This window comes from Shewanella sp. Koi 1, assembly GCF_052907445.1.
On sequence record NZ_JBREJM010000001.1, the window covers coordinates 3,299,596 to 3,319,862 of the forward strand.

At 46.3% G+C, this 20,267-nt stretch carries 21 protein-coding genes; 2 read left to right on the plus strand and 19 right to left on the minus strand.

The features are described 5' to 3' along the window. Positions 1 to 63 precede the first annotated feature (63 nt). The 19 genes from fliS to ACUZ8J_RS14610 all read right to left on the minus strand — a co-directional run bounded on the left by fliS (position 64) and on the right by ACUZ8J_RS14610 (position 18,952). Positions 64 to 465, minus strand: a complete 402-nt coding sequence (fliS, locus tag ACUZ8J_RS14520; protein WP_446694219.1) for a flagellar export chaperone FliS — start codon at positions 463 to 465, stop codon at positions 64 to 66. Between the two features lie 6 nt (positions 466 to 471). Beyond that, positions 472 to 813 (minus strand): hypothetical protein, encoded by a 342-nt coding sequence (locus ACUZ8J_RS14525; RefSeq protein ID WP_374895439.1) that lies wholly within the window; start codon positions 811 to 813, stop codon positions 472 to 474. 18 nt (positions 814 to 831) lie between these two features. Continuing rightward, on the minus strand, positions 832 to 2,187 hold the full coding sequence (gene fliD, locus ACUZ8J_RS14530) for a flagellar filament capping protein FliD (RefSeq protein ID WP_374915946.1): 1,356 nt from the start codon (positions 2,185 to 2,187) through the stop codon (positions 832 to 834). A gap of 33 nt (positions 2,188 to 2,220) precedes the next feature. Continuing rightward, complete coding sequence (locus ACUZ8J_RS14535; RefSeq protein WP_446694220.1) at positions 2,221 to 2,634, minus strand: flagellar protein FlaG; 414 nt, start codon at positions 2,632 to 2,634, stop codon at positions 2,221 to 2,223. Between the two features lie 115 nt (positions 2,635 to 2,749). Further along, a complete protein-coding gene (locus ACUZ8J_RS14540; RefSeq protein WP_446694221.1) occupies positions 2,750 to 4,153 on the minus strand; it encodes a flagellin in 1,404 nt (467 codons plus the stop codon). 242 nt (positions 4,154 to 4,395) lie between these two features. Next, positions 4,396 to 5,805: a flagellin gene (locus ACUZ8J_RS14545; RefSeq protein WP_446694222.1), complete on the minus strand. Its 1,410-nt coding sequence runs from the start codon at positions 5,803 to 5,805 to the stop codon at positions 4,396 to 4,398. Positions 5,806 to 6,032: 227 nt separating this feature from the next. Next, on the minus strand, positions 6,033 to 7,241 hold the full coding sequence (gene flgL, locus ACUZ8J_RS14550) for a flagellar hook-associated protein FlgL (RefSeq protein ID WP_446694223.1): 1,209 nt from the start codon (positions 7,239 to 7,241) through the stop codon (positions 6,033 to 6,035). 11 nt (positions 7,242 to 7,252) lie between these two features. Beyond that, positions 7,253 to 9,178 (minus strand): flagellar hook-associated protein FlgK, encoded by a 1,926-nt coding sequence (gene flgK / locus ACUZ8J_RS14555; RefSeq protein WP_446694224.1) that lies wholly within the window; start codon positions 9,176 to 9,178, stop codon positions 7,253 to 7,255. A 40-nt stretch (positions 9,179 to 9,218) separates the two neighbouring features. Next, the gene (flgJ, locus tag ACUZ8J_RS14560) at positions 9,219 to 10,373 is read right to left on the minus strand and encodes a flagellar assembly peptidoglycan hydrolase FlgJ (protein ID WP_446694225.1); all 1,155 of its coding nucleotides are present in this window, start codon (positions 10,371 to 10,373) and stop codon (positions 9,219 to 9,221) included. A gap of 17 nt (positions 10,374 to 10,390) precedes the next feature. Next, positions 10,391 to 11,482 (minus strand): flagellar basal body P-ring protein FlgI, encoded by a 1,092-nt coding sequence (locus tag ACUZ8J_RS14565; RefSeq protein ID WP_011622054.1) that lies wholly within the window; start codon positions 11,480 to 11,482, stop codon positions 10,391 to 10,393. Positions 11,483 to 11,493: 11 nt separating this feature from the next. Then, positions 11,494 to 12,168: a flagellar basal body L-ring protein FlgH gene (flgH, locus tag ACUZ8J_RS14570; RefSeq protein WP_109286362.1), complete on the minus strand. Its 675-nt coding sequence runs from the start codon at positions 12,166 to 12,168 to the stop codon at positions 11,494 to 11,496. Positions 12,169 to 12,180: 12 nt separating this feature from the next. Continuing rightward, positions 12,181 to 12,969 (minus strand): flagellar basal-body rod protein FlgG, encoded by a 789-nt coding sequence (gene flgG / locus ACUZ8J_RS14575; protein ID WP_011622052.1) that lies wholly within the window; start codon positions 12,967 to 12,969, stop codon positions 12,181 to 12,183. A gap of 10 nt (positions 12,970 to 12,979) precedes the next feature. Next, entirely contained in the window at positions 12,980 to 13,723 is a 744-nt protein-coding gene (gene flgF / locus ACUZ8J_RS14580) for a flagellar basal-body rod protein FlgF (RefSeq protein ID WP_446694226.1), read from the minus strand. 172 nt (positions 13,724 to 13,895) lie between these two features. Further along, positions 13,896 to 15,257 (minus strand): flagellar hook protein FlgE, encoded by a 1,362-nt coding sequence (flgE, locus tag ACUZ8J_RS14585; RefSeq protein ID WP_011625677.1) that lies wholly within the window; start codon positions 15,255 to 15,257, stop codon positions 13,896 to 13,898. A 62-nt stretch (positions 15,258 to 15,319) separates the two neighbouring features. Beyond that, positions 15,320 to 16,099, minus strand: coding sequence for a flagellar hook assembly protein FlgD (flgD, locus tag ACUZ8J_RS14590; RefSeq protein WP_446694227.1), 780 nt, complete (start codon positions 16,097 to 16,099; stop codon positions 15,320 to 15,322). 24 nt (positions 16,100 to 16,123) lie between these two features. Continuing rightward, positions 16,124 to 16,540, minus strand: coding sequence for a flagellar basal body rod protein FlgC (flgC, locus tag ACUZ8J_RS14595; RefSeq protein WP_446694228.1), 417 nt, complete (start codon positions 16,538 to 16,540; stop codon positions 16,124 to 16,126). Between the two features lie 2 nt (positions 16,541 to 16,542). After that, complete coding sequence (gene flgB, locus ACUZ8J_RS14600; protein ID WP_011716395.1) at positions 16,543 to 16,947, minus strand: flagellar basal body rod protein FlgB; 405 nt, start codon at positions 16,945 to 16,947, stop codon at positions 16,543 to 16,545. A 143-nt stretch (positions 16,948 to 17,090) separates the two neighbouring features. Continuing rightward, positions 17,091 to 17,930 (minus strand): CheR family methyltransferase, encoded by an 840-nt coding sequence (locus ACUZ8J_RS14605; protein ID WP_011716394.1) that lies wholly within the window; start codon positions 17,928 to 17,930, stop codon positions 17,091 to 17,093. 101 nt (positions 17,931 to 18,031) lie between these two features. Continuing rightward, positions 18,032 to 18,952, minus strand: coding sequence for a chemotaxis protein CheV (locus ACUZ8J_RS14610; RefSeq protein WP_086903738.1), 921 nt, complete (start codon positions 18,950 to 18,952; stop codon positions 18,032 to 18,034). Positions 18,953 to 19,157: 205 nt separating this feature from the next. Between ACUZ8J_RS14610 and flgA the strand changes: the two genes are divergently transcribed. Together flgA and flgM are read left to right on the plus strand one after the other, a co-directional pair. After that, positions 19,158 to 19,865, plus strand: a complete 708-nt coding sequence (gene flgA / locus ACUZ8J_RS14615; protein WP_446694229.1) for a flagellar basal body P-ring formation chaperone FlgA — start codon at positions 19,158 to 19,160, stop codon at positions 19,863 to 19,865. A 75-nt stretch (positions 19,866 to 19,940) separates the two neighbouring features. After that, positions 19,941 to 20,267 carry a flagellar biosynthesis anti-sigma factor FlgM gene (gene flgM, locus ACUZ8J_RS14620; RefSeq protein ID WP_086903740.1) on the plus strand — a complete coding sequence of 109 codons (327 nt, stop codon included), beginning with the start codon at positions 19,941 to 19,943 and terminating at the stop codon, positions 20,265 to 20,267.

Sequence of the window (20,267 nt, forward strand, 5' to 3'; positions counted from 1 at the left end):
CCAAAAAAAAAGACGCACTTTGTGCGTCCTTTTTCCTGTTGATCTATAACACAATTAACGAGCTTATGTATGAGAAGTGATATTGTGTTTATCCGCAGGAATAGCATCCCACGCTTCTTTAATTTCGCGCAGTAATCCTGCAACATCATCTAATGCAACAGGGTCATTCTGCACATTCGCATCAGTCAAACGTTGCACCATAAAATCGTAAAGATTGGCTAAATTAGTGGCAATATCGCCACCCGCATCCATCACTAGTGTGTTTTTCAGCCCGAGAATAATACCGATAGCCTTACCAATCAATAAGCCTTTGCTAGCGATATCACATTGCTCCATTGCAATTTTTGATTGAGCAATCCTCTCTAATGCCCCATTAAACAACATCTGAGTAATTCTGTGTGGAGAAGCATCTGCGATCTGACTCTTGAGGGAAACTTTACGATAAGACTGGAGTGAGCCTCTCATAACTACCTACCTGTTTGCATCCAAAGTTTTATACAAATTTACTTTTGAAGTGTTACTTTTTCTGAGTGCTAACTCATTGGCATACTGCTGCCTAACATTAGCAACACATTGCTCGAATGTCAGACTTAGCTTTTGCTGTTCAGTGAGTAACGTAACATCATCTTGAGTTGTGTCAGGCAGCCATTGTAGTAACAATTCTTGACGCCTGTTTATCAGTTCTTGCAGGATACTTGCCAATTCTTCTGACTCATCAAGATTACCTGCAACTGTATCCAAATGTGATAATGATTCATGCACTAACTTGTTTACTAACTGCAGCTCAGCATAAGCATTTATTGCTTCAGACATGTTGTGGGTCACTCAATATTATTTCTTATTTGAGACTAATCCAGGTAACGAATCGATACGAGCCTGAATAGTGCTACCTTGCGAATTAAGCTGGCCAACCATCAAATCCATAGCATTAAACTGCTTGGTAAGCCGAGCTTCATAGGCTTTCATTTTCAACGCAAAAGCTGCTCTTTCATCCCCTAGACGGGAAAGTCGGTTATCCAATGTTTCATCACGGCTATCAAGCAATCCCCCTGATTGAGTATATGCTTCGCCCACACTAGTCATTTTGGCAGCAAATCCGGTTCCCTCTGTGGTAAAGAAGTCGGCCACTGCACTTATATCATTCTCAAGAGCTTTTTTTAAGGTATCCTCATCCAGCTCCAAGGTTCCATCACGTGTGGTTTTAATGCCTAGGTTTGCTAGCGCCATACCATCGCCATAAGAGGAAGAGATCACCCCTCGAAACTGGCTTTGTAAGCTACGAATAAGAGAGTCACCTTGGAATATTCCCACCTGTTTAGTTTTAGGATCATAACCCGACATCCCCTTCACTGTGCTTGTCATGGTGTTATAAGACTCAACAAACTCCTTTATGGCTTTGGTTGCAGACGCCTTATCTTGCTCAATTGTCAATGTGGTAGATTTATCGACATCGGCATCTTTAAGAGTCAAAGTAACGCCCTGTATTGCATCCTTAACCTCATTAGAATTTGATGTCACCTTGAGGCCATCCACATACAGTATTGCATCCTTAGCCCCCTGCACCTCAGTCATGGTGAAGGTATCGGCAAGGGCAGTACCTGTATCATCGTTTGCTGTCACTTGGATTTGATTTGCAGTGCCCGTTTTATTAGATGTCAGAACCATCTGTGGCCCAGCATCGCTATTGATTATGGTGGCCGTTACCCCAACATTATCGTCGGCCTTATTGATTTTTTTTACAATATCCTGAAGCGAATCACCGCTCGCAACATCGATGGAGAAGCTTTTTCCAGCGACATCAATTGCCAGAGAGCCACTACCAATTGGCGCAGTCACATCAGTAACATTTGCTGAGCCGACTTTCTGACTTTGAGCGAGCTGCTCAACCACTAAGTTATAACTGCCTGCAACTGCATCGGAATCAGTCTTGGCCGACAAATAGTCGCTTTTAGATAACTTAGAAGTAAACCCTGTAAAAGTTTTAGCTTCAGACAATGGCTTAAATTTATCCAAAAACTCAGAAATACTACTTTTTAATGCGCCTAGAGCGGAGATTTGAGTATTAACAAGGCCTTCGGTTTTATTGAATTGCGCCTCTTTGGGAGCCTTTTCAGCGTTTACCAAAGCCGAGACTATGCCACCAATATCAAGCCCTGAACCAATGCCGCTTGCAGTTAAACCCGCCATGTTAACCTCCCCTGCCTCTGAGTCTTTATTGACTTAGGCCTCTGTTTTCATCAATACGCCAGCAATTTCCGACATTTTTTCAGCCAATGCCAAAGCCTCTTCTGAAGGAATTTGGCGGATCAGTTCACCAGAGTTCACATCCACGACACTCACGACTGGTAAACCTTCAAGCTCATCTACTTTAAACTCTAGCCCTTTTTTCATCATTGACATGGTTTCAGTCAATGAACTTGCAACTTGAGTCAGAGATGTTTGTTCTTCTTGTTGATCTACATTAGCTGTATCTGCCAACACATTGACAACATCTGAATTTAAAGCAAAATTTACACCATTTTTAACGTTTGTAGCCGCATCAACAACTATCTGTTGTGGAGGGATTGCCGATTTGGTTGCCGCATTCACTACCGATTGCAGCCCAAGGCCTGCATTTAATGTTACGTCACTCATATCGTGTTTCCTATATTTTGCATCGGCCATACAACAGATGCGGTAACACTAAAACAATAAAGGGAGAGCAAAACTGCCCTCCCTCTGCCCAATCAAACGAAAACCTTTACTTCGCTTACAGCAGTGACAAGGCCACTTGAGGAAGTTGGTTCGCCTGTGCCAGCATCGCAGATGAGGTTTGCGACAGAATCTGCTGTTTAGTCATGGTGGCAGTTTCTTTGGCAAAGTCTACATCTTGCACCCGGCTACGTGCATCGGACACGTTAGTCGAAATGTTGCTCAAGTTGTTGATGGTAAAGTTCATACGGTTTTGCACCGCACCAAGGTCAGCACGTTGGCCGTCAATACCAGCAATCGCCGCATCAATTACTGCAATTGCATCTTGTGCGCCTTGCGCGGTATTGATATCAATCTTGCTTACTTTATTCAGTTCTGATGTGCCACCACTCAGCATTTCGCCAAGATCTGCCGTACCATCATCAGTCACAGTAAACTTATCTGGTGAAGATAGTGTCAAACTGGAAGCTACACTCACATCTGTATTAGTGTCATTTGCAACATTACCACCTAAACTTACAGTTCCACCTGCTACACCACCAGAAATTTCAATACCCTGTACACCCGTTGCTGAGAAGCCAATCTTTCCAGTATCAGCATCGTAGCTAACATCATATCCCGCTTTCCCTAAGTCCGAAGCAAGCGTTTTTGCATCACCGTTGTAGGTTGATAGATCATAGCTGTCAGCATTACCCTCCGCATCATAAACAGTAAGGGTACCAGTATCTGCTGAACTCAAACCTTCAATCGTTGTGGAAAGCTTGGCTTCCGCTTTAACGCCCGAACCTGTGGCGTTGATCTTGTCAGCAAGAGAAGTAGCAGTATCCGCAGCAACAACCGCTACAGTCTTACCATTTACTTTGATGTCACCTGGAGTAAAAGCAACACTATTTGCAAGCGTATCAGTGGCCGCAACCCCTAAAACCGAACCTTTACCTGAAATAGTGTTATTGCCAAGTTTGTCAGAAGATACATCGCCCAGAGAAATTGAAATGGTTTCATTGGCGTTTGAACCCACTTGGAATTTTTGCGTACCATAAGTACCATCAAGTAATTTTTGACCACCGAAGGAGGTTGTATCAGCGATACGAGTCAACTCTGTCTGCAGAGATGAAATTTCTTTCTGCATTGCGGCACGGTCATCTGCTGAGTTTGAACCGTTAGCTGACTGCAACGATAGATCACGCATACGTTGCAGAATGTCGGTAGATGTTTGCATCGCGCCTTCAGCGGTTTGTGCAATCGAGATACCATCGTTGGCATTACGTTGTGCGACATCAAGACCATTGATCTGGCTGGTTAAACGGTTAGAAATTTGCAAACCTGCGGCATCGTCTTTGGCACTGTTAATACGCAGGCCAGATGACAGACGCTCCATGGAGGTTTTTAATGCGCTGTTCGCGCTGTTCAAGTTCTTTTGTGAGCTCAGCGAGGTCACGTTGGTATTAACAGTAATTGCCATGATATAGGTTCCTCATAGTACCTGGTAGACAACTGCCTGAGCTGTTCAGCCAGGCGAAGCTTAACTTGTTACATTTACTGTAACGGCAAAGGAGGAACGAACTTTAGCCACTTTTTTAAAATTTCTTCAAAATAGAGAAATTCATTTAAAAATCATAAAGCTAAAAATGCCGATAAGCATCGGCATTTTTAGCTTTATATAATACTCAAGTCGTAACGAGTATATCGCTATAGTACGAACGATTAACCACCGAGTAGCGACAATGCCACTTGAGGAAGTTGGTTCGCCTGTGCCAACATCGCAGATGAGGTTTGTGATAGAATCTGCTGTTTAGTCATAGTGGCAGTTTCTTTGGCAAAGTCTACATCTTGCACCCGGCTACGTGCATCAGATACGTTAGTTGCAATGTTGCTCAAGTTGTTGATGGTAAAACTCATACGGTTTTGCACCGCACCTAAATCAGAACGACTGCTATCAATACCAGCAATCGCCGCATCAATTACTGCAATTGCATCTTGTGCGCCTTGCGCGGTATTGATATCAATCTTGCTTACTTTATTCAGTTCTGATGTGCCACCACTCAGCATTTCGCCAAGATCTGCCGTACCATCATCAGTCACAGTAAACTTATCTGGTGAAGATAGTGTCAAACTGGAAGCTACACTCACATCTGTATTAGTGTCATTTGCAACATTACCACCTAAACTTACAGTTCCACCTGCTACACCACCAGAAATTTCAATACCCTGTACACCCGTTGCTGAGAAGCCAATCTTTCCAGTATCAGCATCGTAGCTAACATCATATCCCGCTTTCCCTAAGTCCGAAGCAAGCGTTTTTGCATCACCGTTGTAGGTTGATAGATCATAGCTGTCAGCATTACCCTCCGCATCATAAACAGTAAGGGTACCAGTATCTGCTGAACTCAAACCTTCAATCGTTGTGGAAAGCTTGGCTTCCGCTTTAACGCCCGAACCTGTGGCGTTGATCTTGTCAGCAAGAGAAGTAGCAGTATCCGCAGCAACAACCGCTACAGTCTTACCATTTACTTTGATGTCACCTGGAGTAAAAGCAACACTATTTGCAAGCGTATCAGTGGCCGCAACCCCTAAAACCGAACCTTTACCTGAAATAGTGTTATTGCCAAGTTTGTCAGAAGATACATCCATCAACGTCACTGAAATGGTCTCATTTGCATTGGCACCAACTTGGAATTTTTGCGTACCGTAAGTACCATCCAGTAATTTTTGACCACCAAAAGAGGTAGTGTCAGCAATACGCGTCAATTCGGTCTGCAGTGCTGACAGCTCTTTTTGCATCGCAGCACGATCTTCTGTCGAGTTTGAGCCGTTAGCTGACTGCAACGATAGATCACGCATACGTTGCAGAATGTCGGTAGATGTTTGCATCGCGCCTTCAGCGGTTTGTGCAATCGAGATACCATCGTTAGCATTACGTTGTGCGACATCAAGACCATTGATTTGACTGGTCAAACGGTTAGAAATTTGCAGACCAGCGGCATCGTCTTTGGCACTGTTAATACGCAGGCCAGATGACAGACGCTCCATGGAGGTTTGCAGCGCGCTGTTAGCGCCGTTTAGGTTTTTTTGTGACTTCAATGAGGTCACATTGGTATTAACAGTAATAGCCATGTTACATTCCTCTTCTAAGTTGGGTGCCAAGACGTGGAAGCCTGGCTAAATCTTGTTACTTTCCAAGAATATTGGTTTGCTTAGTACACTTTAACGTTGCTTAAAATGCTTAAGCGTTGGTTTAATTAACTTGCTATATCCAACTACTTATATCTAAAACCTGCCCGATTAAACCCAGAGACGCCTTTGTAAACATACGTACTCTATTGTTATGGGCGAGGCGGGCTCTAGATATAGTCAAACAACGATACTGAGCCCACTTTACTAAACACACTGGATACCGCATTGAGCGCAAGTTGTTGCTTTTCAAATTCAGTAATCGCAGTGGCATAGTCGACATCCTCCAACTTGGATAACGCCGAGGTGTTGATCAACTTTTCATCAGTATGCTTATCAGTATATTTTTCCAGTACTTTTAAACTGTTGCCTGCTAAGCCTTGTTGCTGACTGATTTGTTTGACACCACTCTGAACATTATTCAATAACTGTGCCAACTCTGATTGACCTGAAGGAGTTTGTACTTCAACGCCATTCTCAAATAGATCGATAGCCTTACTAAAGGTGTCGAAAATACTCACTTCAGCTTCTTGGTGAAGGGTGAAGCTGTCACCAATCTTTGGCTCACCTTCAATGCTTAGCTTAACGCCGTCAAAATTGATTGATGCGGAGGGGTCAAAAGGTGCTGCGGCTGAAATCACATTCGCAGGGGTAGCAGTATCAGTGACTTCCACATTAATACCGCCCGCACCATCATCTAAAAAATTAATCTGATAGTCGGAAAGTGAAGGCGTTACACCGTCAAGCTTTGCACTGGTAACACTGAACTCCCCTTGCTGGGATGACGAATAATTGACACTATAATCGCCAATTGCATTGGGGGATTTGATGAATGCGGTATCACCGGCAACATTGGTATTAAGCTGTATACCTGATGCGATTATCGCACTGTGGACACCAGAATCACCTTGATAGACAATTTTGCCATTGGCATCAAATTGGAATGGCAAAGTATCAGTCTTGTTACCCGCAAATAAATAATTGCCCGATTCATCTTTGGTATTGGCAATTGTCAATAACTGGTCAAGGCTCTTGCGCAAATCATCGGCAATAGTTTGCCGCTCCTCAGATGTTAGGCTGCCGTTTGAACCCTGTAATATCAAATCCTTCATACTGGATATTAAGGCATCGGCTTGACCTAACTGACTCTCTGTTTGTTGAAGATGATTGGTTGCATAGTCGATATTCTTCATAAATTGATCGACTAAGGCATTGCGTTGATTCAGGTTATCAATACCTAAAGCCGCAACCGGGTCATCCCCAGAGGTATTGACCTTTTTGCCGCTGCTGAGCTGATCCAGAATCTTGCTCGTGGCCGTTTGTTTTTGCAGCACACTACTAATGCTTTGATTAAAGAGCTGCGCACTTGATAGTCTCATCGTCACTTCTCCTAACGCACTGAGGTCAGTAGGGTGTCAAAAATTTGCTGGGCGGTTGACATGATCCGCGCAGACGCTTGGTAGGCCTGTTGGAAACGCATCAGGTTGGCCGCTTCTTCATCTAAGTTCACCCCTGATTCGCTCTCTACTCTGGCGTAAGCCTGTTGATAAATCGCATCAGCCGCCCCAACTCGGACTTCGGCCGCTTTGGTTTGACTGCCGATATCTTGCTTGGTCTGTTCAAACACATCGGCAAGCGTTGATTTACCGCCATTCATCACTTTGGCTTCACTGAGTTTGGCCATTGCCAAGGCGTTAGTGTTATCCCCTTCGGCAAAGGATAAATCGAAGGTAAACTTGTCACCCGCGGCCGCCGCACTGCTATCGACTTCAAAGGTAAAGCCAAACGCACTGATGCTGGGTGGCGTATATGCCGCTGGTGCGCCAAGGGATGCGCCATTGGCATCGAAGGCTTCATAGGTTGGCGGCACGGCCGTGGTATCCAATTGAATGGTGAGCTCGCTACCCGTTGTCGGGAAGTTTGCCGCACTGCGGTTGGTAATTTGCGTTACCTTCACTTGAGTATTGCCTGAGTTCGCTGCATCTGGGGTGATTTTGGGCGCAGCGGCGGCAATGCCTTTAGGATCTGTCATCACCACTTCAATACCATTCGCCGCTCCCGCGGTGGGACGAATAGCGAATCTATCCCCAGAAGCCATGGCGCCAGCTTTAATATCAATAGAGAATCCCGCGCCACCTTCGAGCTTAGTGCCATTTAAGGTGAGCGGTGTGATAGTGCCGGTTTGCGTATCTCTGAGTTCATAGGTGGCAGGCGCCGTAAAAGACAGCTCGTAGGAGCCACCCGATAAAGCGCTCGTATCGTCAATATTGACACCTAAGGTCGCATTACCTGTGTTACCGGAAAATCCAGCCACACGGCCGATAGACATTAGAGGATCGTTGATATCCTTAAAGATATCGGCGCCCACTTGGCCATTAAGATCGAATCCTTGCGCCTGTAACTTGTTAAAGTTATCAGCAACCCCAAGGGCCAGTTGATCGAGTTCCAACCCTGCTGGCACTAGAGTTTGTTCACGATACTCAAACAAGGCACCCAGCTGACCGCCTAACTTGCTAGGGTCGACACGTACACTTTGAGAGCCGATGCTCGACATCAACTGCAGTTCATTCGGGAAAGGGTCGCCCGTCGCAGTACTGACCGACATGGGGACTTCACCCGAAACCAGCATTATTGCGCCGCCGAGCATGATGCTTTTGGCCCCGTTTTCTAAGGGGATCACATTCACCTGCGCGTACTGACTCAGCTCCTGTACCAATGCATCTTGCTTGTCCAGTAACATGGCGTCTTGGTTCGGCGACTTCATCAACTCGAGGTTAAGATTGGCAAGTTCAGTGCTGATCTCATTGATGCGCTTCGTCATACCCGTGATTTGATCATTGGTTTGAGTCAGCTGTCCATTCAGCGTCGACTGCATCTGGTTCAAGCTGTTCGCCAATTGTTTGGCATCGTTTAAGGTCGAGCTGCGAATGCCGAGGTCTGCAGGCAAGTCCGCCAAACTATTTAGCCCTGAAAACAAATCGTTCAAGCTCTGTGGCACTATTTTGCCGATTTGCGAGAAGACTTGATCAAGCTCGCTCAACTTGCCGTAGCTCGCTTCGGCCGCACTCAGCGTGGTTTGGCCAATCCGCAATTCGCGTGCAGCATAGTCGTTGTATATACGCTTAACATCAGAGACATAAGTACCTGTGCCATAGAAGCTATTACCAAGACGTTGTGAATCTAACGTGGTTTGCGTCGCCACTTGTCTGTGATAACCCGCGGTGTTGGCATTGGCGATGTTATTACTGGTCACTCCCAGTTGTGACTGGGATGCGAGCACGCCTGTACGGGCAATATTTAATAGATCGATAGCCATCAGCCGATACTCCCCAACACTAACATCCTATGAAGAATGATCATTTGTCTTCTCCTGGCAGTATCGATTTCAGCTCTTCGCTGATGGACTGCATGACTTTAATGACTTTTTCAGCATATTTAGGATCGGTGGCATAACCAGCATCCTGTAATGCTCGAATAAACTGAGTCGGTGACGCCGCGACTTTCTTCGCCGCCTGATAACGCTCACCCTCAGCAATAAAGGAAACAAAATCGTTAAAACTGTGCTCGAAATCGGCATACACCCTAAAATCGGCTTTTTGTCTAACGGCAATACCCTGCTCAAATTCCAAGGTACTCACGTTAGCCTTATCACCTTGCCAGCGACGATCGGCTTTAATGTTGAACAGGTTATGGCTTGGCGCGCCATTATTGCCACGGACAATTTTTTGACCCCAGCCCGTCTCAAGGGCTGATTGGGCCAAGAGCACTTCGGGTTGAGTGCCAAGGGCTTTGGCGGCTTTTTCTGCATGTGGATAAAGCGTCGCCAAAAACTCTTCCCGACTACCAAACTTGAGGGTCTTTTGTGTTTCCCTAAATGCTGCCGTCGGCAAGATTTGGCCGCTGATCACAGGTTCGATTGGCGATAAGGGTTGCTCTGACCAAGTAGGCTTTGGCGTATCTATGGCCAGCAAACGCTCAGGCCTATCGATATCTAAGGAAGACGTCACACCATCGCCGTTATCCAAGTCAATACTTGGGCGCGCAATCGATGCTGGCACGCCTTGCGCGGCAACGACTGGCGCAGCCGCAGTTTGAATTTCAGCTGCCGAGTTTGCTTGAGCTGGAATATTGAAGGCTTTCGCATCATGTTGCAGCTTCATACCACCGTCATTACGCAGCACGGATGCGGGGGTAAACTGGCTCGACTCGGGGGATAATTGCTGCACCATCATGTCTGCAAGGCCCAGCACACCTTTATCCGATAAATCGACGGATAACTGCTGGTCCCGCATTTGCTCATAAAATTTAGTGTATTGGCTGTTGAGTGGGCTGCCGGATTCAAACACTGCGTTGGCGTCACGCATGCTCTTCATCAGCATTTGCACGAAAACGCCTTCAAATTGTTGGGCGACTTTTTTCAAGGCGCCCTTCTCATCTTTCTGAGCCTGGGCGCGCAGGGAGTCGAGCCCGCCCAGATCAAGAAAATGTGATGAACTTGAAAGCTTTTCCATGATTTTCCCGACAGAAATTAGATGATGATAAGTTCACCATGCAAAGCACCTGCCACTTTTAACGCTTCGAGGATAGCAAGTACATCTGAAGGGGCCGCGCCCACCAAGTTTACGGCTCGCACTAACTCATCTAAGGTCGTGCCAGGATTGAACATAAACATCCGGCGATTACTTTCGCTCGCATTGATTGTGCTATTGCTGGTCACCGTCGTTTGACCATTCGCTAACGCATTAGGTTGAGACACCTGAGTCGCTTCGGCAATTGTCACAGTCAAACCACCATGTGTCACCGCGGCTGGCAATAACTTGACGTTCTGTCCAACCACAATAGTGCCTGTACGGGAGTTCACGATCACTTTGGCTGACTCATCAGCAGGCTCCACTTCGATATTCTCGAGTGTGGCTAAAAAGGACACCCGTTGTGACACATCCCTTGGAGCACTAACCTGCACAGAGGTCGCATCCAATGGCCGCGCCATATCTGGACCAAGCAAGTCATTGATTGCATCGGCCATACGCTGCGCGGTCGAAAAGTCCGAGCGGCGTAGGTTAAACGTCAAATAATCGCCAGTCGAAAATGGCGTTGCTACGCTGCGTTCAACGATCGCGCCGTTAGGAATACGACCCACGGTTGGCGTATTTTGAATGACTTTAGAACCATCCAAACCATCGGCGCTAAAGCCGCTGACCACTAAACTGCCCTGCGCAATCGCATACACATTCCCATCAACCCCTTTAAGGAAAGTTTGTAGTAAGGTACCGCCACGTAAGCTTTTCGCTTCACCTAGGCTTGATACTGTGACATCCAATTCTTGACCAGGTTTGATAAAGGCCGGCATGTCCGCATGTACTGCCACCACGGCCACGTTCTTAATTTTGGGTCTGAAATTATCGGGCAAGTTAATCCCAAAGTTTTTCAGCATGGTGGTAAAGGTCTGTTCGGTATAACGGGTCTTCTCACCCGTGCCAGGTAAACCGACGACTAAGCCGTAACCAATCAATTGGTTGCTACGAACCCCTTGAACATTGGCAATATCTTTAATGCGCTCTGCTTGGCTAGGAAGTGAAAATGCCAGCATGGCAACCGCTAAAATCAGTTTCAATTTCATGATACGACTCCTTAGAAGGGCCACCAATCGCTCATAAAGAACTGGCTTAACCAGCCCACCTTTTGCGCATCGGCGAAGGTACCAGTACCGCTGTATTGAATACGCGCATTGGCCATACGGGTTGAATCGATAGTGTTGTCAGGCTTGATATCCTGTGAACGCACTATGCCGGTCACTCGGATAAACTCATCGCCGTTATTGATGGAGATCCATTTCTCGCCGCGCACCACTAAGTTGCCGTTATTAAGCACTTGCATTACGTTGGCGGAGATACTGCCATCTAAGCTATTGCTTTGATCAGCATCGGATTCCCGCTTAGTGTTCATGCTGTCTTTGTAACGCAGATCGAGGGGAACCCCGCCAATCGACACATTGCTACCACCGGCATAAATTGGGTCGAGCGACATATCAGAGCCTTTTTTGATCTGATTACCCGCACTCTTTTTCGCCTGAGTCGCTTCCTTCAACACGATAGTGATGATGTCACCCACTTTATGGGCGCGAATATCCGAATAGAGACTGGCCGCTTGGCTATCTTGGTAAATGGATCCCGTAGCGGCAATTTTGGTTGGCGGCGCTTCGGGGTATACCGGTGCATAAAAAGGATCATCTGCAATCGGCTTCTTGGAGGTGGAGCTACATGCCGTAAGCAAGAGCGCTGCGGCCAATATAAAATATCTAGCCATGATAATGTGCCTCTATAAATTCTGATTCACATACGCCAGCATCTGATCCACCGCCGAAATCACTTTGGAGTTCATTTCGTAGATCCGCTGACTTTCAATAAGATTCACCAGCTCTTCGGTCACGTTTACGTTAGAGGTTTCTAACGCGCCTTGACGAATCGCTCCCATACCATCGAGTGATGCCGTGCCTTGGATAGGCGTACCACTGGCACCGGTTTCGGTGTACAGGTTTTGTCCCATAGGGTCTAAACCCGATGGGTTAATAAAATCGGACATGCTGAGCTGCCCCACGACTTGGTTTTCCGCCGTGCCCGGTGTTTTCACCGAGACTTCCCCCTCGGCAGACACGGTAATGCTGGTCGCATCATCGGGAATCGTGATTGCAGGTTGCAGAACGTAACCCGAACCTGGCGTTACAATTTGCCCAGTATCATCTAAGGTAAATTGACCATTACGGGTATAGGCTGTGGTGCCATCGGGTAGCTGTACTTCGAAAAAGCCAGGGCCTTCAATCATCAGATCGAGTGAGTTATCCGTGGTCAACATATTGCCTTGGGTAAACATTTTTTGAGTGGCCACCACTTTGGTACCCGCACCAATATTTAACCCATTGGGTAACTTAGTGTTCGAGGCACTAATGCCCCCCGCTTGGTTAACGGTTTGATAGAGTAAGTCTTCAAAGACTGCGCGGCTCTTTTTGTAGCCGACGGTGCTGGCGTTCGCGACGTTGTTTGAAATCACCGCAATATCGGTTTGCTGTGCGTCTAAGCCAGTTTTACTAATCCATAACGCTGGATGCATAATTTATCTCCTAACTAATCCGCATTAATGAAGATGAAGCGCGGTCATTTTCTTCCGCGGTTTTCATCATCTTCACTTGCAATTCAAATTGTCGCTGTAGGTCGATTAAGGACACCATCTCATCCACTGGATTGACGTTACTGCCCTCTACAGCCCCACTCTCAACAAACACATTTGGATCGGTTGGCGCCGGATTACCCGATACCAAACGGAACAGTCCATCCTCACCGCGCATCATTTGTGCGTTGCCAGGATTAACCAGCTTTAATCGCCCTACCTCTTCGACCACTTCCGTTGTCGCGCCCTGAGGACGTACCGAGATAATACCATCCTGTGAGATAGTGACTTTTTCAATCGGCAGCGGTAACACAATCGGTCCCGCATCACCCATCACTGGATTACCGCGGTCGTTATGCAATAGCCCTGTCGAGTCAAAACTGAGACTCCCTGAACGGGTATAGGCCTCACTGCCATCCTTTGCCTGAACAGCGAACCAACCATCACCTTTAATGGCAACGTCAAGATCCCGCCCAGTGGTTTTGATTGGGCCTGCTCGAAAATTGGCGGAGGGTGTTTCGACCATGGCAAAAACCCTCGATGGCATTCCTTCACCAAAGGCTTGCATCGATCTGGCTTGCGCCATGTCCGACTTAAATCCATCGGTATTGGCATTAGCTAAGTTGTTGGCACGCAATGCCAACTCATTCATGTTTTGCTTAGCTCCGCTCATGGATATGTAGAGGAATTTGTCCACAGACTGCTCCGTCAAATTTTCAACCTGACAATAGCAAAGCAAGCATCATGCCAATAAAAATTGTGGCTAATTTACTGATAAATTGGGAGAAGATTATGAGGAAATGGCTACAAGGCCAAAAGAGGCTAAGTGTTGCCGCCAGCGGCAACACTTAGAGAAGGAGTAAATCAGCTTAACGAATTTGCAGTACAGTTTGTTGCAGAGTGTTGTTCACTTCGAGGGTACGCGAGTTAGCCTGGAAGTTACGTTGCGCCGAAATCAAATCCACCAGCTCAGTCGTTAAGTCGATGTTGGACTGCTCTAACGCCGAAGAACTGATGCTACCGAAGGTACCACTGTTGGGTTCCCCCGCAAGTGCTGGACCCGACTCAAGGCTGGCCTTCCATGAGGTGTTACCCACTTGAGTTAAACCTTGCTCGTTGGCAAAACGCACTAAGGCAACGCGGGATAATGGCACAGTTGAACCGTTAGAGTAGCTGGCGGTGATCAAACCATCTTCACCGATTTCAACGTTGGTTAAACGGCCCACTGTCGTACCATCCTGCGTTAATTCGGTGGCCGCAAACGGAGCCGAATACTGAGTCGGTGCATTGAACTTAATGGTCACATCTTGAGTACCATCGGCACCTGGGCCTAACACACCAGCACCACCCACGCCTAATGCTTCAGTCGTCACGACCGCAGGATCGCTCCCGGTATACACACCGACAGAGTTAAACTTCAATACCGAACCTTTCCAACCTCCAGTGGTTTGGGCTGTCCCTGTACCATCAGCCATACCATCACCATCAGTATCCGTCTGGTAAGTCCCCGCTGGACCAGACACATCAACTTGCTTACCATCAATTGCGTAGTAGGCAACCCAGTTGTTTTCACCGTTGTAAGAGCCGTTGTTTGGCTTCACAAAATAGGTGGTCATGATATGCGGCTCACCGAGTGAGTCGTAAATCGTCATGGAGGTCACGCTGTTGTAGGTTTTAGAGTCCAGCGGGTCAAAGGCAGCAGGATCGAGTGAACCTTCTTTCGCATTTAAGTTCATCTGCAGAGTCACGTTTTCAGTCTGAACTGGACTGCCAGCAGTATCAGGAATTTGCACAGGTTTAGCCGTCGTTAAACTGACCGATGTCGAATTACCATCTTTATCAACTGGGAAGGTTTGCAGGTAATTACCTGCAGAATCAACCATATAATTATTTTTATCGACTTTGAATGCACCTGCACGGGTAAACTGATGATCTAGGGTGCCAATCTCAGAAGCCGTCACAAAAAAGCCGCCCCCTTTGATCGCTAAATCTAAGGAGTTATTAGTCAGCTGCAAACTACCTTGGTGGAATTGCTGTGCCACTTGGCTCGTTGCCACACCACCACCGACGGCGGTTTTAGAGTTAGAGAAAATTGAATTAGCGTAAACATCCGCAAATTCAGCACGCGATTCTTTAAAGCCAATGGTGTTAGCATTCGCGATGTTGTTCGCGGTAGTGTTTAAGTCTTTCTGTGCAGCAGAAATGCCACTCAATGCAATGTTAAACGACATAATTCACCTCTACATTTCACTCAATTCAATTAAGGACCCAGGTCCAACTCAATACTGACAAATTAGGTTTCTGATACCGCGAGCACATCAGAGAGCTTAATACCTGCACCACCGCGAAGATTCAGAATCGCCCCAGTGCTTGCTGTGCCCAGAGAAACACTGGTCACGTGGGCATAGGTCGAAACGGCAAGCTCTTGAGATTCGCCATCAACAAGACCGCTGGCCTTAATGGTGTAATTGCCGGCAGTAACAGGCTCACCATTTTCATTCAGACCATCCCATGTCACTGGGATGTTGCCGCCATCACTGCCATCGATGTTAAAGGTGCTAACCACTTGGCCTTTATCATCCAGTACACGCACGTTAATCACAGGAATTTTGTCTGGCGTACTCACCACGCCACTTAGGGTGGGGCTTTCGACTGACACATTGCCGGTATCGGTTGGGATCAAGACCTTACGTCCAACTAATCCCGATGCTTGCAGCGCCTGACTCGATGTCATCACGCTGTTTAAATTAACAATCTCATCATTGAGCTTTGAAATACCATCCACGGTCGAAAAGGACGCCATTTGCGCAATCATCTGGTCGTTGTCGACGGGCTTAAACGGATCCTGCATCGACAACTGCTGACTGAGTAATGAAAAAAAGTCTTCCTGCGTCAGCTGTTGACTCTTGGCTTCTGGCACAACCGATTGGCTAGGCAAGCGGATCCCATCTAAAAATGGATTGCCGGTTGATGTACTCGTTGTGCTCGTGGTATTAGTCGCCACCGTATTCGATTGGCTCTTAGTTTGAGTCGTCTGAGCCGTATTCTGGCTAAGTTGGTTAATGAGGCTCACAGCTTACCTCCTAAATCGCGCATGTTATTTACCCATCCCAAGTGTTTGTTGCAGCATAGATTTTGCGGTTTCAGCGACTTGAACATTCATCTGATATGAGCGAGAGGCAGAAATCATATCCGCCATTTCTTCCATGACATTCACATTCGGCTTATAAATAAAACCATCCGCATCCGCCATCGGATGATCGGGCGAATACTCTTTTAATAGGGGTTTATCGCTCTCAACAATGCCTTTTACTGCAACACCTTGAGAAGCTTGCTGTTGGCTCTGCGCTTTCGCCATTTCAGCTTCAAAAATGGGATGACGTGAGCGGTAAGTTTTATCAATACTGCTAGAAACAGAATCGGCGTTAGCGATGTTACTCGCCGTGGTATTGAGTCGGACGGACTGGGCTGACATACCGGAGCCTGCCACATCAAAAATGCTAAATAAACTCATGATTAATCCCCTCTCAGCGCTTTTTTCATGCCGCTAAACTTACTGTCCAAAAATCCCAGAGACATTTGATATTCGAGGGCATTTTGCATAAATGCCGACTGTTCCTGTTGAATATCCACTGTATTGCCATCTCCAGTATCTGGCTGATTTGGCACACGGAACTTCACGTATTGTCCCGTTAACTGTGCGAGGCCAAAATGCTGCTCATCGCCTGTCATCTCAAGGCTATTGCGTTGCTGTTGCTGGGTTTTCGCAATATTTAAGGCCGCAGAAAAATCGACGTCACGGGCTTTATAATGTGGCGTATCGGCGTTTGCGATGTTGCTTGAAATTACTTCGGCACGTTCTGCACGTATCCCCAAAGTGAATTGGTGCACACCTAGTGCCTTATCAAAATTGATCGCCATAAAATTGCCTCCATCGTGACTCTCACGGGAATAAGCAATTCATGTGCCAAAAAACAGAAACTATCAGAAATGTGTAGAAATGGGGTTTGGTGGGGTAAAAAATTACCGACTAATGTCGGTAATTTTTATTTAATATCATAACATTAAGTCTTTTTCTGGTAATAGATACCAGGGTTGCAACGAACCATATCAAATTCATCCGTCAGACCCGCAATCGACTCTGACGCGCCGAGAAAGAGTATGCCCTTCGGATTTAAAGCGGCAGCGAATTGCCGCAAAATTTTTGCTTTTGCCTCTGGGGCAAAATAGATCAGCACATTTCGACAGAAGATAATGTCGAACTTGCCGAGTAAGGTGTAACTCTCAAGTAAGTTATGGGCGCGAAAATTGACTAAACGCTTAACGTTATCCTTAACTCGCATGTTGCCAGAGGGCAAAGCATCAAAAAACTGGCGCTTACGTTCCTCGGATAAACCACGCGCTAGCGCCAAACTATCGTATTCGGCATTTTTGCAACGTTCCAACATCGAAGGCGAAAGATCGGTTGCTTGGATCGAGGCGCCGCCCGGCAAAGCTCCCGGCTTCTTCTGTTGATATTCTAAGATAGTCATTGCCAACGAATAAGGCTCTTGGCCAGACGAGCAGGCAGCGGACCATATTTTTAATGGACGCCCCAACTTACTGTATTCAGGTAACAACACATTATTGAGCAACTCAAACGGATAACGGTCACGAAACCATAAGGTTTCATTGGTAGTCATGGCGTCGATCACTTCTGCCCGTAAGGCTCGCTCCGTGGGCTTCATCGAATGTTTTACCACATCGGATAACGAAGGCAGATTATATTTGCCCATCAAAGGAGCAAGACGGCTACGTACTAGGTATTGTTTATTTTCCCCCAGTACGATGCCGCTGTGTTGTTCTAGGAACAACCTAAATTGATTATATTCGGCTTCAGCGAGTGATTTGTCAGGCACATTCACGTCCTAGATCCTATAGCAAGCACCCAAATAAGTGCCAACAATCATGTAATAAGGGCTAGATTATAGCGTAAAGCGCTACTAGGCACTAACCCACACTTTCACTACAAACTTAAATGCTTGTTCACTGCTGCCGCTAATTCATCAGGATTGAATTTCGCGATAAAGTCGTTGGCGCCTACTTTTTGCACCATGGCCTGGTTGAACACGCCGCTGAGTGAGGTATGTAAAACGACCTTAATATGCTTGAGCTTTGGATCGTCGCGGATTTCTGCCGTTAAGGTATAACCATCCATTTCAGGCATTTCGATATCGGAAATAATTAATGGGATCTCTTCCGCGACATTGTTCATTTCACTAGCAATCGCCTTTAACTTGTCCAATGCTTCGCGGCCATCTTTTGCCGTATCAATTTGTAAGTTTAATGATTCCAACGCGCGAATAATCTGTTTACGAGCCACAGCCGAATCATCAATCACCATGATGTGATAATGCTGACTTCTATCGATAGTGAGCTGCTCATTGACTTCTTCACTGATCGCGGTTTTTACTGGGGAGATTTCATCAAGAATCTTTTCAACATCGAGAATTTCGACTAACTCGCCTTCAATTTCAGTTACCGCCGTCAAATAGGAATAACGGCCAGCACCTTGAGGTGGCGGCATAATGGCTTCCCAGTTCATGTTGATGATACGTTCAACTGAACTAACCAAGAAACCTTGTACGCTACGGTTATATTCAGAAATGATAATAAAGCAATTTTCGGTACTCGCGAGCGGACGCCCACCAGTTGCGGCACTTAAATCGATGACTGAAATGGTCGTTCCGCGAATATGTGCCACCCCTTTAACGTAGGGATTAAGTTTAGGCAAGGCCGTTAATGGTGGACACTGCAGAACCTCTTTTACTTTGAATACGTTAATCCCAAAACGTTGACGACCATTCAACTTAAATAGCAATAGTTCTAGTCGGTTTTGACCTACGAGTTGGGTGCGTTTGTTGACTGAATCAAGAATACTCGACATAACTCTGCCTTGTTGTTCTGTTTATGTACGGCCCTAAAACTCGTTTGAGTATAGGCATATTAATTGCTTGCGTCTTGTTATCCATAACCATAGTTGAAACTGAGTCAAACTTCTGACACGAAATTTTGGCCTTAACGACACAGGACAGTTTCACGTTTGATAAAAGTATAGGTGCATTCTGGCGTTACAAGCTAGTCTCTTCATTATGAAAGTAAATTTAGTATATTTTTTATGTGTTATCGCATTATTTCTCACCTCGGCGGCCAATGCAGCTCCCGAGGTACCTAGCGTATCGGCGATATCAGAGTTAGCTAAAGCCCTTATTAATGAAAAGATTTCAGTACCGGCGAATGCCAAAGTGGAAATCGCTCCCCAGTCTATTGATAACCGACTATTACCAGCACAATGCGCGTCCCCAATAAAAGTTGAACTAGCATCGGATAGGGAAATCAGCCGCAACAACACAGTAAAAGTCAGCTGTGACACACCGGATTTGGCCTACCCTTGGCAGATTTTTATGTCGGTACGTGTTGATATCCTGTTCCCTGTGGTGGTAGCCAGCGAAACACTGGCGCCAGGCGAGTTAATCAGTCCGACTCAGATTGAAATCCGTTATATTGATCAAAATAGCTTACGCGGAATGCAATTTAGCGATACCAGCCAACTTTCAGGCGTACGGGTTAAACGCCGTGTCGCCAAAAATTTTCCCATTTTTGCAAACAACCTTTGCTTTGTTTGTAAGAATGATTCAGTGTCGATTTATGTCCGTTCCAGTAATTTTGTACTAAAAACCGTGGGGGAAGCACTGCAAGATGGTAATATTGGTGACCAAATTAGGGTCAAAAATAGCAGCTCAAACAAGGAACTAGATGCTATAGTCACAGCCATTGGCGAAGTCGAAGTTAGAATGTAAAATAAGCTAAAGCTTTTCGATGGGCTGCCGATACCCCAGTTAAGAAATCCCGTATACACGACGCTGGAGCCTAACATGGCAATTGATATTAGCAAATTTAACGCCGGAGCGGCCGCGCAAGTCCGTTCAAACAGTACAAAAAAGAACAGCGAAAGCGAGCAATCGACTCAGGTTGCGGCTAAATCGACTCAACAAAAAGGTGACTCAGTTGTCATTACGGCTCAAGCTCAACAGCTTCAAGGAGCTCAAACCAAAATGGCCAGCCTACCTGAAGTCGACCAAAAGAAAGTCGCTGAAATTAAGCAAGCGATTGCCGAAGGTCGCTATAAAATTGATCCCGAAAAGTTGGCGGCCAACATTGCCAGCTTCGAAGCTGAATTGAATGACCTCAATAAAGAGTAA